Origin of the sequence: Cryobacterium sp. BB736, from assembly GCF_014980265.1 — a bacterium.
Lineage (GTDB): Bacteria > Actinomycetota > Actinomycetes > Actinomycetales > Microbacteriaceae > Terrimesophilobacter.
This window is the reverse complement of the sequence record NZ_JABXWQ010000002.1, coordinates 303,265-316,579: the sequence shown is the minus strand read 5'-3', so window position 1 is coordinate 316,579 and position 13,315 is coordinate 303,265. Positions and strand designations below refer to the sequence as shown.

Below are 13,315 nucleotides of genomic sequence, written 5' to 3'. Positions count from 1 at the left end.
AAGGCGCCCAACTTGAGCACTGTGATCGACAACATCGGCCTGCTGGTCACCAACGACCCTGAGCAGGGCGAGTTGACCGCGGAGCGGGCCAACGCCGCTGTCGTCATCGACAACGGCGTCATCAGCTGGGTCGGCGACGCGGGCAGCGCTCCGGATGCCGACGACCGGCTCGACGTCGGCGGGCGCTGCGTCATCCCAGGCTTCGTCGACAGCCACAGCCACGTCGTGTTCGCGGGCGACCGCTCCGACGAGTTCGTTGCGCGGATGGCGGGCGAGGAGTACGCCGCCGGCGGCATCCGCCGCACGGTCGAGGCGACCCGCGCCGCGAGCGACGCCGAATTGGCACGCAACGCGACGCGCCTGGTCGCCGAGATGCGGGCGCAGGGCACCACCACCGTCGAGATCAAGAGCGGCTACGGGCTGACCTCGATCGACGAGGCGCGAAGCCTCGCCATCGCGGGCCAGTTCACCACCGAGACGACCTTCCTCGGGGCGCACGTCGTCCCCGCCGAATTCGCCGACGACCCGGCTGGCTACGTCGAGCTGGTCACCGGCACCATGCTCGACCTGTGCGCGCCCCTTTCGAAGTGGATCGACGTGTTCTGCGACGACGGCGCATTCGACGTCGACCAGGCACGCGCCATCCTCGAGGCGGGCATCGACCGTGGGCTCGGGGCGCGGCTGCACGGCGGCCAGCTCGGAACATCCGGCGCGGTGCAGCTCGCGGTCGAACTGGACGCGGCGAGCGTTGACCACTGCACCTTCCTCACCGATGAGGATGTCGCCGCGCTCGCGGGCGGCAACACCGTCGCGACGCTGCTGCCGGGCGTCGAGTTCTCCACCCGCCAGCCGTACCCGGATGCGCGCAGGCTGATGGACGCGGGCGTCACCGTGGCGATCGCGAGCGACTGCAACCCGGGGTCGAGCTACACGTCGTCGATGTCGTTCTGCATCGCCCTCGCGGTGCGCGAGCTGGGGATGACGACGGCTGAGGCGCTCTGGGCGGCGACCGCAGGGGGAGCCGCGGCGCTTCGCCGCGAGGACGTCGGCGTGCTGGCAGAGGGCAAGAAGGCCGACCTGGTCGTGCTCGACGCCCCACACTACAGCTACCTGGCCTACCGGCCGGGCGTGCCGCAGGTGCAGCAGGTCTTCAAGGCGTAGCGGCTACTCCTCGAAGGTGTTGACGAGCGAGTGGGCGGCGCGCTCGAGGTAGCCCCACAGCGTCGCGTCCTGCAACGGCGGCAGCTCGAGCGTGTCCAGGGCGTCGCGCATGTGTCGCAGCCAGCGCTCCCGGGCATCCGGGTTCACCTTGAACGCGACGTGCCGCATCCGGAGTCTGGGATGTCCACGTTCCTCGCTGTAGGTCTTCGGTCCGCCCCAGTACTGCTGCAGGAACATGCTCAGGCGACGGATGGCGCCATCGAGGTCGTGCGCCGGGTACATCGGCCACAACACCGGGTCGTTCTGCACGCCGTCGTAGAACGCGGTGACCAGCCGGTCAAAGGTCTCGCTGCCGCCGATCTGGTCGAAGAGTTCGCCGCCGACCGCGGTGCCGCCCTCGCCGGTGCGCAGCGTCACGTGGGTTTCCCCGCCGGTTTCACTCACCGGACTCCTCCTTCTCGGTCGTCGGCTGCTGTGTCCGCCTGCCGACTGGTTGCGGGACATCCGGACTGTCGATGACCACCCGGTTCAGCGCGGGCAGACCGACGTTGATCTCGTCGAGCGCGTGCTTGAGCCGCAGCCGCAGCTCACGCGCAACCGCCCACTGCTCCGCAGGCCGCGCCTTCATCACCAGGCGGATGACGATGGCCTCGGCCGACACGGATTCGATGCCCCAGATCTCCGGCTTCTCGAGGATCTTCGAGCGCCAGGCCGGGCTGTTCGACATAGCGGTGGCCGTCTCCAGCAGCGTCTCCTGGATAGCGGAGACATCCGCGGTGTACGGGGCGGGGAGGTCGATGATGACGCGGGCCCAATCGTGGGAGAAGTTGCCGACACGCAGGATCTCGCCGTTGCGAACGAACCACAGGGTGCCGTCAACCGAACGCACCTTGGTGATGCGCAGGCCGACCTCTTCGACGGTGCCGGTCGCCTCGCCCACGTCGACGACATCGCCGACCCCGAGCTGGTCCTCGGCGACCATGAAGATCCCGTTCAGCACGTCTTTCACGATGTTCTGCGCGCCGAAACCCAGACCGGCGCCGATCGCGGCGCTGACGATCGCGAACGCTCCGGTGGCGTTGGGGAAGACGATCGAGATCACCAGCAGGAGGATCACGATCGTGATGATCGCCGTCACGGCGCTGTTGAAGACGGTGCCGAGCGCCCTGGTGCGCTGCACAACCCGCGCCGCGGCGAGAGGCGAGGAGATCAGGGCCTGGGTGTCGTCGACACTGTGCTTTTTCTTGGCGCCCGTGACAACGCGGTTGACGACTCGTCGGATGCCTAAGCGCAGCGCCCAGTTGAGCACGAGGGCGAAGACGACGAGAAGAAGGGCTTTGACCAGCGGATGGCTGAAGAACGCGTCGACGTTCGCCCAGAAGGCCGTCCAGTCGAAGGCGGGGGGAGTCTCATCCATATTCTCGCCAGTCTACTTTTCTGCGCCTGCTCACTCACTCCGAGGGGTCGCAAACGCCGAGTTGCCCACTTCGGCCCCTGAAAATGCGGAAACAGGGGCCAAAGTGGGCAACTGGGAGGTGTCAGCGCTGCTTGTCGCGCTCCTGCGCCTTCAGCGCGCGCTCCACACCTGCGAGGTTCTCCACCACGAGGCGGCGCAGCGCCGGGATCTCCTGGTTGGCGTCCAGCCACGCGTTGGTTGCGTCGACGAGCGACTGGGTCGCCAGCGGCGCGGGGTAGAGGCCCACGATGAGCGTCTCGGCGATGTGGTAGCTGCGCGACTCCCAGATGTTCGCAAGGCTCGCGAAGTAGCGCTCCACGAGCGGCTCGAGCACCGCGGGGTCGTTGACGTGCTGGAAGCCGAGCGCGGTGTTCCGTACGATCGCGTTCGGCGCATCCGCCTGATCCACAATGGACGAGAACGCCTTGAGCTTCGCCTCCACCGTCGGGAACGTGGCGCGAGCGCGAGCCGCCGCCTGCTGGCCATTTGCGGTGTTGTCCTTCTCCAGCGCGGCGTCGATGTCCGCCTCGGTCGCAGCGCCGTTCAGCACGAGACCCTCAAGAAGCTCCCAACGCAGGTCGGTGTCGACGGTCAGGCCGTCAAGTGCGACGGTGCCGCCGAGCAGGCCACGCAGCGCGGCGACGTGGTCACCGATCGACGCGACGCTCGCAAAGAACTTCACGAACTGGAACTGCGCATCCGACCCCGCCTCCGCCAGTTCGGCGAGAGTCCACAGCGACGAGCCGATGTATTCGAGCGTCTTGGCGCGCTCGAACGGGTCGACGTAGGTGCGCACCGTGGTGACGAGCTGGTTCAGCGTCGTCCGGATGGTGGTGCTCTCGGTCTCGCTGGCGATGTTGCCGAGCACGAGCTTCACGTAGTCGCGCGGGGCGACCTCCGCGTCGCGGGTCGAGTCCCACACCGAACCCCAGACGAGTGCGCGCGCGAGCGGGTCCTCGATGTCCTTCAGGTGCGCGATCGCCGTCTCGAGCGACTGCTCGTCGAGGCGGATCTTCGCGTAGGCCAGGTCGTCGTCGTTGATGAGCACGAGCGCTGGCTTGCGGCGCCCGACCAGGCCGGGAACCTCGGTGCGCTCGCCATCGACGTCCAGCTCCAGCCGGTCATCCCGCACGAGTTTGCCCGCGACGAGGTCGTAGAAGCCGATCGCGAGACGGTGCGGGCGGATGGTCGGGTAGTCCTCCGGCGCGCTCTGCAGCACCGCGAAGCTCGTGATGGTGCCCGAGGCATCCGTCTCGATCTCCGGTCGCAGCGTGTTCACGCCAGCGGTCTCCAGCCACATCTTGGACCAGCCGCTCAGGTCGCGGCCGCTCGTCACTTCGAGCTCTGCCATCAGGTCCGTCAGCTCGGTGTTGCCGTATGCGTGCTTCTTGAAGTACGCGGCGACCCCGGCGAAGAACGCCTCCTCGCCGACCCAGGCTACGAGCTGCTTGAGCACCGAGCCGCCCTTGGCGTAGGTGATGCCGTCGAAGTTGACCTGCACGTCCTCTAGGTCGTTGATGGTCGCGACCACCGGATGCGTCGACGGCAGCTGGTCCTGTCGGTAGGCCCAGCTCTTCTCCATCGCCTGGAAGGTGGTCCACGCCTCCGACCACTCGGTGGCCTCGGCGGTCGCGATGGTGGATGCCCACTCGGCGAAGGACTCGTTGAGCCACAGGTCGTTCCACCACTTCATGGTGACCAGGTCGCCGAACCACATGTGCGCGAGCTCGTGCAGGATCGTGACGACGCGACGCTCCTTGATCGCATCCGTCACCTTCGACCGGAAGACGTAGGTCTCGGTGAACGTGACTGCACCGGCGTTCTCCATCGCCCCGGCGTTGAACTCCGGCACGAAGAGCTGGTCGTACTTCTCGAACGGGTACGGGTAGTCGAACTTGCTCTCGAAGTAGGCGAAGCCCTGACGGGTCTTCTCGAAGAGGTAGTCAGCGTCGAGGTACTGACTGAGCGACTTGCGCGAGTAGATGCCGAGCGGGATCATCCGCCCGTCGCTGCTCGTCAGTTCGCTGCGCTCGACAGCGTACGGGCCTGCCACGATGGCGGTGATATACGACGAGATCACCGGGGTGGGCGCGAATACCCAGGTCGCCGAGTCACCGTTGATAACCGGCGCGGGGGTCGGCGAGTTGGACACGACCACCCAGTGCGCGGGGGCGGTGACGGTGAAGGCGAAGGATGCCTTCAAGTCGGGCTGCTCGAACACCGCGAACACGCGGCGGGAGTCCGGCACCTCGAACTGCGAGTAGAGGTACACCTCGTTGTCCACCGGGTCGACGAAGCGGTGCAGCCCCTCGCCGGAGTTGGTGTACTCGGCGTCAGCGTCGACGCGCAGCACGTTCTCCTCGGCGAGGCCCGCGAGCTGGATGCGCACACCGTCGGCCACGGAAGGGTCCAGTTCGACGCCGTTCAGCTGGATCGAGTGCACCGTGCGCGTGAACGCGTCGATGAACGTCGAGGCGCCAGCGGTCGCGGTGAATCTGACGACCGTGGTACTGCGGAACACCTCGGGTCCCGTCGTGAGGTCGAGCTCGACGTCGTAGCTCTGCACATCGATGAGCGCCTTGCGCTCCTGCGCTTCGAGGCGGGTGAGGTTGTCTCCAGGCACTTAGGCTCCCATGTCAGCGAACGAATTGCGCGCGGCAACGGCGGCGGCGCGCACCCCAGACTAGTCGGCGCGGCCACCCCGATGCAGGTCACCCAGCGGGGATGCGCTTGACTGGGATGCATGACCACCGAAGCATCCGCCACCCCTGTTCACTTCTGGTTCGACCCGTCCTGCCCGTGGGCCTGGATGACGAGCCGCTGGGTCGACGAGGTGTCACAGCATCGCGAACTTGACGTCAACTGGCATGTGATGAGCCTCGCGGTGCTGAACGAGGACAAGGATGTCGACGACGCCTACCGGGCGTTCTTCCCACGCGCGCTGCGTTACACCCGGCTCGTCGCCGCGGTGAAGGAACTCGAGGGCGCTGGCGTCGTCAAGCCGCTCTACGACGCGCTCGGCGCCCGCATCCACCTCGACGGTTCGAAGGATCCGGATGCCGTGATCCCGGAGGCGCTCGCCGAACTGGGCCTGCCGGCCGAGTACCTGAAGTACGCCGACAGCGACGAGTTCGACGAGCAGATGCGCGCGTCGCACTTCGACGGCATCAACCGGGTCGGCCAGGACGTCGGCACTCCGGTCATCGCCGTGCACGATGTCGCGTTCTTCGGTCCGGTGATTTCGCCCACACCAAAGGGCGACCAAGCGGTCGCCCTCTGGGATGGCGTTCTAGCTGCGGCTTCCTACGATGGGTTCTTCGAACTGAAGCGGTCGCGCACTCGGGGCCCGGTCTTCGACTGACGTCGGCCGTAGGATCGCGGCCGAGTCCTCGATCGCCGCAGTCAGCAGCGCGCGCAGTCGCGCGTCCGGGTTCTCGATGCACGCGCCGGCGATGCCGAGAACGGAGATCCGGATGACCGACTCGCTCAGGCGGGACGCGGCCTTGTTGCCGGTGGGCAGCCGGTAGCTTCCCACGAAGTCTCGTGCCCAGCTGACGGCCAGCGGGGTCCGCTGCATCGCGCTGTCCACGGCGGCCGCGAGGTCGGGAGCCGGTTCGACGCCCATCCGCTCCAGGATCCGCTGGCAGGAGAGGATGCCGACAGCGAGCGCGCGCTGCCGTTCCTCACTGGCAATGGGAAGGGCGACGCTCGCAGCACGGAGCGCGATGGCGACCTCGACCGAGCGGTCGGAGCCATTCAGTCCGATGACCGACGGGATGAGCACAGCAAGTCGAGAGCGCTCCGTGTCGGAACTGCAGTCGTTGACCATGCGGGCAAGGAATGCCAGAGCCGGATGCGTGCACGACGGATGGTCGCTCCAGCGCTCTCCAGCCAGGTAGGACGCGAACTCCATGAAGCACGCGCCTGTTCGGGGACTGCGGTGCCGTCCTGCAGAAAGGACTGGGACCATCCCGGGCGATACGGTCGTCGGTGACATCTGCGCCTCCCGCGTTTGTCGCGTTTGCAGTTCCCTCCAGTGTGCGCCTGTTGTCGGCCGAAGGCCAGAGGTGCTGCCCCGCGGCATCCTTAGAATGACCTGTATGCGCATCCACATCGCCACCGATCACGCCGGTCTGGACTTCAGCCGCGACCTCCAGGAGCACCTGCGGGGTGCCGGCCACGAGGTGATCGACCATGGCCCACGCGAATACGACCCGCTGGATGACTACCCGTCGTTCTGCATCAATGCCGCGATCGGTGTTGTGACCGACCAGCAGTCCGGGATCGAGGCTCTGGGTGTCGTCTTCGGCGGCTCGGGAAACGGCGAGCAGATGGCGGCCAACAAGGTACGGGGCGCTCGCGCCGCGCTGGTGTGGAACCGGTCGACCGCCGAGCTGGCCCGCGAGCACAACGATGCCAACGTGATCTCCATCGGCGCGCGCCAGCACACGCTGGAGGAAGCGATCGAGTTCATCGACGTCTTCATCGCGACACCGTTCTCCGGTGAGGAGCGCCACTCCCGCCGGATCGGTCAGCTCGCCGAGTATGAGCACACCGGGAACATCGCTGGGCACGAGATCGGCGCCTGATGCCTGAGGGTCACTCCGTTCACCGCATCGCGAGGCAGTTCGCGCTGCACTTCGTCGGCAAGCGCGTCGAAACCAGCTCGCCGCAGGGACGGTTCGTGAGCGGCGCCCAGCAGCTCGATGGGCTCACGATGACCGACTCGCGCGCGGTGGGCAAGAATCTGTTCCTCGAGTTCGATCACCGGCTGTGGCTGCGCGTGCATCTCGGCATCTACGGCGCGTGGGATTTCGCGGGCGACATCTCGACGGATGCGCCGCTCGCATCGGCCGACGAGCGCGGCAACGACCTCGCCAACTTCGAGGACTCGCTGCACTCGATCGGCGCGCCCCGGCGCTCGAGGCTGCGCATGTCGGAGAAGGAGACCGTGCAGCCCGAGTTGGACACCTGGCCTCCGGAGCCGGTTGGGCAGGTGCGGGTACGGCTCCTCACCGAGGACACCGTCGCCGACCTGCGCGGACCGACCGCATGCGAGGTGCTGCTGCCGGAGCAAGTCGATGCCGTGGTGGGGAAGCTGGGACCCGACCCGATGGGCGACGACTCGCAGGAGGCGGAGGACCGGTTCACCGCGACGGTGTTGAAGAAGCCGACACCGATCGGCCTGTTGCTGATGGACCAGTCGGTCGTGAGCGGCATCGGCAACGTCTACCGCGCCGAACTGCTGTACCGGGCGCGACTCGACCCGCACACGCCCGGAAAGCGGGTCCCGGAGGAGACCGTGCGCTCGCTCTGGCGCGACTGGGTGCACCTGCTGCACATCGGCGTCGAGACCGGCCACATGCTGACCATGGACTACCCGACCGACGAGGACTACCGCAACGCGCTCGCGAACAGTGACGACCGGCACTGGGTCTACCAGCGCGCGGGCCTGCCGTGCCGCACCTGCGGCACGCACATCCTGATGGACATGGCGGCCGGCCGGAAACTGTACTGGTGCCCTAACTGCCAGCGGTGAACCGCCATGCCATGCTTGAGTAATGCGCCACAATCCGTCCTTTGTCATCGATGACCCGCAGGAGGTCCGGCGGCTGATACGCGAGAACCCGTGGGCGACCATTGTCGCCAACACGGCCAAGGGTCTCGTCGCCTCGCACTACCCGGTACTGCTCGAGGAGGACCGCGACGAGATCAGCATCGTCACGCACGTCGGCCGCCCCGACGACCGCCTGCTCGAGCTCGGCGGCGGAGAGCTGCTGGTCATCATCCAGGGTCCGCACGGCTACATCTCGCCTGGCTGGTACGGCGACCTGAAGTCGGTTCCGACCTGGAACCACGCCACAGCTCACCTGTACGGAACGCCAGAGATCCTCAGCGACGAGGAGAACTGGCGCGTGCTCGGCACCCTGGTCGAGCATTTCGAAGGCCGGATGCCGCATCCGAAGCTGCTCGAGGACGACCACGAGAACCGGCAGCTTGCGACGGGCACCGTCGGTTTCCGACTCGTAGTCACGCGCTTCGACGCGCGACTGAAGCTCAGCCAGAACAAGCCCGCCGATGTCGTGCACACCGTCATCGACGAGCTCGACCACGGTGCCAACTACTCGCAGCCTCGACTGGCTGACGAGATGCGCAGGGTGCACGGAGAACAATGATCCTCAGAAACGCACGCGTCGGCGACCAACTTGTCGACGTGGAGATCAACGACGGCTCGATAGCAGGCTTCCGGCCAGCGGGCACGATCACGGGGGAGTCGCTCGACCTTGACGGTCGCTGGCTGCTCCCAGGGATGTGGGACCACCACGTGCACTTCGGCGAGTGGGCGTACACGCTCCGCCGCATCGACCTGTCACGGGTCACCTCGGCCGCTGAGGCCGCCGGCGTAATGAAACTGCACGTTCACGCGCAGGAGGACCCGAACGAGACCGTGGTCGGGGTCGGCATCCGCGACGCGCTCTGGCCGGACAACGCGTCGACCAGGCAGCTGCTCGACGCCGCGGTCGGCGACCGCAGCGTCGTGCTCATCAACTCGGACCTGCACTCCTGCTGGCTGAGCACGGCCGCCGCCCGGGCCTACGGTTACACCGACCACCCGACCGGCCTGCTGCAGGAGGACGACTGCTTCGACTTCGTCGCACGTCTCAAGCAGGCGCCGACCGAGCAGCACGACGAATGGGTGCGCGATGCGGCACTCGCCGCGGCCGCGCGCGGCATCGTCGGCATCACCGACCTCGACATGGCGCCGAACATCGATAACTGGACGCGCCGATTCGGCAACGGGTTCGATGTGCTGCGCGTCGACGCGGCTATCTACACGCAGTACCTGGATCAGGCCATCGAAGATGGGCGCTTCTCCGGGGAGACGCTGACAGACGACGGCCTGCTGCGGGTCGGCTCGTTCAAGATCCTCACCGACGGGTCGCTCGGCACGCGCACCGCCTTCTGTGTCGACCCGTACCCGGGCACGCACGACCATGGCCTGCTCACCGTCCCGCCGGACCGGCTAATGCCGTTGCTGCGCAAGGCGATGGATGCACGGATCCTGTTGACCGTGCACGCCATCGGCGACGAGGCGAACCGGCTCGCGCTCGACGCGATCGAGGCCGTCGGCGGACGCGGAAACATCGAGCACGCCCAGTTGCTGCGGCGTGAAGACATCCCGCGAATAGCTGCGCTCGGCCTCGCCGCCAGCGTTCAACCAGAGCACGCCATGGACGACCGGGACATCGCCGACCAGTACTGGGCCGGCCGCACCGACCGCTCTTTCATGCTGCGCTCCCTGCTCGACGCAGGCATCGAGTTGCGGTTCGGCTCGGATGCTCCGGTTGCGCCGCTGGACCCGTGGATCACCATCAGCGCCGCGGTCAGCCGCGCTCGCGACGGGCGCGAGCCGTGGCATCCGGAGCAGGCGGTGACGGCCAGCGAGGCCATTACTGCCTCGACTCGCTCACGCGTCGCCGAGGGGGAGCCCGCCGACCTGATCGCGGTCGAACTCGACCCGTACAGCGCCGACGGTGAGCAATTGCGCAGCATGCCCGTCGCGTTGACGCTGCTGGCCGGCCGGGTCACCCACTCGACGCTGTAACCGCCAGGTCAGTGCGCGGCGGGCACCGGTGCCTCTGCAATCACGTCGGCCGGCTTCTTGATGAAGAAGGACAGCGCGACGCCAGCCAGCGAGATGATCGCCCCGACCAGGAAGGCCGCGCGCGTGCCCGCGGCCTCCGCCTCGACCACGGAGACACCCGTCGCCTCGAGCGCGGCCGCCTGCGTCGACATGACCGTGACGAGCAACGCGATGCCCGCGGCTCCGGCGACCTGCTGAATGGTGCCGACGACGGCGCTCGCGTGCGAGTACAGACTTGGCCGCACAGCGCCAAGCCCGGCCGTGAACAGCGGGGTGAACAGCATCCCCAGACCGAGGTTGAGGGTGATCTGCAGCGCAAGCACGAACCAGACCGAGGTCGTGGTCCCCACCGTCGTGAAGCCCCACAGCACGCCGCTGACGATCATCGTGCCGGGGATCACAAGCGGCTTCGGCCCGATGCGGTCGTACAGCCGGCCGATGAACGGCGCGAGCAAACCCATCAGCAGCGCGCCGGGCATGATCATCAGCCCGGACTCGAGTTCGGTGAGGCCCAGCACGCGCTGCAGGTAGAGCGGGAAGACGACGATGGTGCCGAACAGGGCGACCATGCTCACCGTCAGGATGCTCACCGAGGCAGTGAAGATCGGCGCGCGGAAGGTGCGCAGGTCGAGCAGGGCACGATCCTGGCGTTGCAACAGCAGCTGGCGCCAGATGAAGATCGTCAGAGCCAGTGCGCCGACGGCCAGCGAGACCCACATCTGCGTCTCGGAGACGGCGATCGCGTCGCCCTTCTGCTGCGCGCTGGCGCCGACCAGGCTGAGCCCGTAGACCAGCCCGCCGAAGGCGAACGCCGACAGGATGACCGAGACCACGTCGATGGGGACCGGCCGCGGTTCGCTGACATTCTCGACGCGGCGGATGCCGATGACGAGCATCACGAGCGCGATCGGCAGCACCAGCCAGAACAGCCATCGCCAGGTCAGCGTGCTGAGGATGAGGCCGGAGATCGTCGGGCCGAGCGCAGGGGCGACCGACATGACGATCGACACGTTGCCCATGGTCTTTCCGCGGGTCGCAGGCGGCACCAGGCTCATGATGGTCGTCATGAGCAGCGGCATCATGATCGCGGTTCCGGATGCCTGGACAACGCGCGCAACCAGCAACACCTCGAAGCCGGGCGAGACGGCGGCCAGCAGGGTTCCGGCCGAGAACAGCGTCATGGCGGCGATGAAGATCGGCCGCGTGTTGTAACGCTGCAGCAGGAAGCCGGTGATGGGGATGACCACGGCCATGGTCAACATGAACGCCGTGGTGAGCCACTGAGCTGCCCGCGCGTCGATCGACAGATCCGTCATCAGGCGGGGGATGGCCACGCTCATGATGGTCTCGTTCAGGATCACCACAAAAGCGGCTGCGAGCAACAGCCAGATGACGCGCTGGTTGCGGCGCGAGTGGTCGACAATCGGCAGTTCGACCGGTGCTGTGTTAGTCATTTCGTCCTTTTGAGGCAAGGGGTAGCGCGGCAGGCTTTGCGGGGGAGACAGCGAAAGGTATCAGACGCAACCTATGCCTCACCGCAGACATTCCAGCTGGACGATATTCCCCTCAGGTTCGGTGGGGTTAACCCGAACGGGCATCCGTGAGGCAGCCGGATGCCGCCGTCCGCGCCGGATCGCGATGCTGGTTGTTGTTGCCGAATCGACGCCACCAACGGATACGAGGAAAAGAAACATGACCACAGAATCTGTCAGGCTTGAGCACGTGAGCGAGAGGACCGGCTACGGCGCACTCTGGCGCGGGGTTCCTCGAGAGCTGGGCTTCCTGCTGCCGACGCTGCCGATCGTCGTTGTCGGCTTTTCGGTGATGGTCTCGCTGTTTTCCGCCGGCGCGGGCATGATCGTCATCTTCGTCGGCCTCTTCCTGATCGTCGCCGCGCTGTACGTCGCGCGCGGCTTCGGAACGCTCGAGCTGGTGCGCCTGCGCGCCGCGGGCATGCCGGAGATCGCGCGCCCGAATTGGGGCGACTCGGATCGCACCGGGCTCGCGCGCGCGCTCGGTCCCCTCGCAGATGGCCGCTACTGGATCTACCTGCTGCACGGCATGGTCGTGAACTTCGCCATCGGCATCGCAACCTGGTCGATCGCGATCACCTGGGTGGCGGGCACGCTCGGCGGACTGACTTTCTGGTTCTGGGACCGCTTCATCCCACAGGGTGACAACGACTTCTACTTGTCAGAGGTGATCTTCGGGTTCTTTGCCCCCGGCGGAAACTTGCCGGGTGGTCCTGAGGGTGACGCGATTCTGAACTTCTTCTTCGGGATCTTCTTCGCCCTCACCCTGCCGTTCATCACCCGCGGTCTCACCCGACTGCACCACGTCATTGCCCAGGGGATGCTCGGGGCATGGCGTTCCGAGGCGCTCGAGCGTCGCGTGGTCGACCTCAACGAGTCCCGCGGCGCTGCCATCTCCGCCGAGGGTCACTCGCTGCGCCGTCTCGAGCGTGACATCCACGACGGTCCGCAGCAGCGCCTGGTGCGGCTGCAGATGGACCTCGCCTCTGCCGAGCGTGAGCTGGACAGGGATCCGGAGAACGCGCGCAAGCTGATCACCGAGGCGAACGAGCAGTCGAAGGCTGCGCTCGAGGAGCTGCGTGCGCTGTCCCGCGGTTTTGCCCCGCCGATCCTGATGGACCGCGGCCTGGCCGCCGCCCTGGAGTCGCTCGCCGCCCGGAACGCCGTGCCGGTCAGCTTCGTCAACGCGATCGACAGCTCGGTGCAGTTGCCGCAGGAGATCGAGCGCAACGCGTACTTTGTCGCCAGCGAACTGGTGACCAACGCAACCAAGCACTCCGGCGCATCCGACATCGGAATGCAGCTCGCGCTCCACCGGGTTCCGGAGGGCGACGACTGGTGGCTCGACGTCACGGTTGCCGACAACGGTTCGGGCGGTGCGGCCTCGAAGGACGGCCACGGCCTCGCTGGAATCGAGGAACGCATCCGCGGTCTCGGCGGCAGCTTCGAGCTGTCGAGTCCAGAGGGCGGCCCCACGGTGGCCACCGTCCACCTGCCCATCACCTACTGACCGCAGTCTTC

12 protein-coding genes are annotated in these 13,315 nt (G+C 67.0%); 7 read left to right on the top strand and 5 right to left on the bottom strand.

Going from position 1 to position 13,315, the window contains the following annotated elements; all coding sequences use genetic code 11:
- Positions 1–12: 12 nt before the first annotated feature.
- Positions 13–1,161 (top strand): imidazolonepropionase, encoded by a 1,149-nt coding sequence (gene hutI / locus IRG63_RS07960; protein ID WP_193509775.1) that lies wholly within the window; start codon positions 13–15, stop codon positions 1,159–1,161.
- Between the two features lie 3 nt (positions 1,162–1,164).
- Here the strand turns inward: hutI and IRG63_RS07955 are convergent, their stop codons facing one another.
- From IRG63_RS07955 to pepN, 3 genes are all read right to left on the bottom strand, one after another.
- Positions 1,165–1,605, bottom strand: coding sequence for a globin (locus IRG63_RS07955; RefSeq protein WP_370566205.1), 441 nt, complete (start codon positions 1,603–1,605; stop codon positions 1,165–1,167).
- Positions 1,598–2,578 carry a mechanosensitive ion channel family protein gene (locus IRG63_RS07950; RefSeq protein ID WP_168626965.1) on the bottom strand — a complete coding sequence of 327 codons (981 nt, stop codon included), beginning with the start codon at positions 2,576–2,578 and terminating at the stop codon, positions 1,598–1,600. The genes IRG63_RS07955 and IRG63_RS07950 overlap by 8 nt, the downstream gene beginning before the upstream one ends.
- Before the next feature lie 121 nt (positions 2,579–2,699).
- On the bottom strand, positions 2,700–5,240 hold the full coding sequence (gene pepN, locus IRG63_RS07945) for an aminopeptidase N (protein WP_193509773.1): 2,541 nt from the start codon (positions 5,238–5,240) through the stop codon (positions 2,700–2,702).
- Between the two features lie 120 nt (positions 5,241–5,360).
- Between pepN and IRG63_RS07940 the strand changes: the two genes are divergently transcribed.
- Entirely contained in the window at positions 5,361–5,978 is a 618-nt protein-coding gene (locus tag IRG63_RS07940; RefSeq protein ID WP_193509772.1) for a disulfide bond formation protein DsbA, read from the top strand.
- Here the strand turns inward: IRG63_RS07940 and IRG63_RS07935 are convergent.
- Positions 5,907–6,530 (bottom strand): hypothetical protein, encoded by a 624-nt coding sequence (locus tag IRG63_RS07935; protein ID WP_168626968.1) that lies wholly within the window; start codon positions 6,528–6,530, stop codon positions 5,907–5,909. The two genes, IRG63_RS07940 and IRG63_RS07935, sit on opposite strands and share 72 nt — an antisense overlap.
- Positions 6,531–6,717: 187 nt before the next feature.
- Here IRG63_RS07935 and IRG63_RS07930 point away from each other — a divergent pair, with 187 nt between their 5' ends.
- Genes IRG63_RS07930 through IRG63_RS07915 form a run of 4 tightly spaced genes read left to right on the top strand, consistent with a single transcriptional unit; the run spans position 6,718 to position 10,223 of the window.
- Positions 6,718–7,206, top strand: a complete 489-nt coding sequence (locus IRG63_RS07930) for a ribose-5-phosphate isomerase (protein WP_193509771.1) — start codon at positions 6,718–6,720, stop codon at positions 7,204–7,206.
- Positions 7,206–8,156 (top strand): Fpg/Nei family DNA glycosylase, encoded by a 951-nt coding sequence (locus IRG63_RS07925; protein WP_193509770.1) that lies wholly within the window; start codon positions 7,206–7,208, stop codon positions 8,154–8,156. The genes IRG63_RS07930 and IRG63_RS07925 overlap by 1 nt, the downstream gene beginning before the upstream one ends.
- 22 nt (positions 8,157–8,178) lie before the next feature.
- Positions 8,179–8,793, top strand: coding sequence for an FMN-binding negative transcriptional regulator (locus IRG63_RS07920; protein WP_168626971.1), 615 nt, complete (start codon positions 8,179–8,181; stop codon positions 8,791–8,793).
- Complete coding sequence (locus IRG63_RS07915) at positions 8,790–10,223, top strand: amidohydrolase (RefSeq protein WP_193509769.1); 1,434 nt, start codon at positions 8,790–8,792, stop codon at positions 10,221–10,223. Before IRG63_RS07920 ends, IRG63_RS07915 begins: the two co-directional genes overlap by 4 nt.
- 8 nt (positions 10,224–10,231) lie before the next feature.
- Here the strand turns inward: IRG63_RS07915 and IRG63_RS07910 are convergent, their stop codons facing one another.
- Complete coding sequence (locus tag IRG63_RS07910; protein WP_168626973.1) at positions 10,232–11,716, bottom strand: MDR family MFS transporter; 1,485 nt, start codon at positions 11,714–11,716, stop codon at positions 10,232–10,234.
- 238 nt (positions 11,717–11,954) lie between these two features.
- Here IRG63_RS07910 and IRG63_RS07905 point away from each other — a divergent pair, with 238 nt between their 5' ends.
- Positions 11,955–13,304 carry a sensor domain-containing protein gene (locus IRG63_RS07905; RefSeq protein ID WP_193509768.1) on the top strand — a complete coding sequence of 450 codons (1,350 nt, stop codon included), beginning with the start codon at positions 11,955–11,957 and terminating at the stop codon, positions 13,302–13,304.
- The last annotated feature ends 11 nt before the right edge of the window (positions 13,305–13,315 follow it).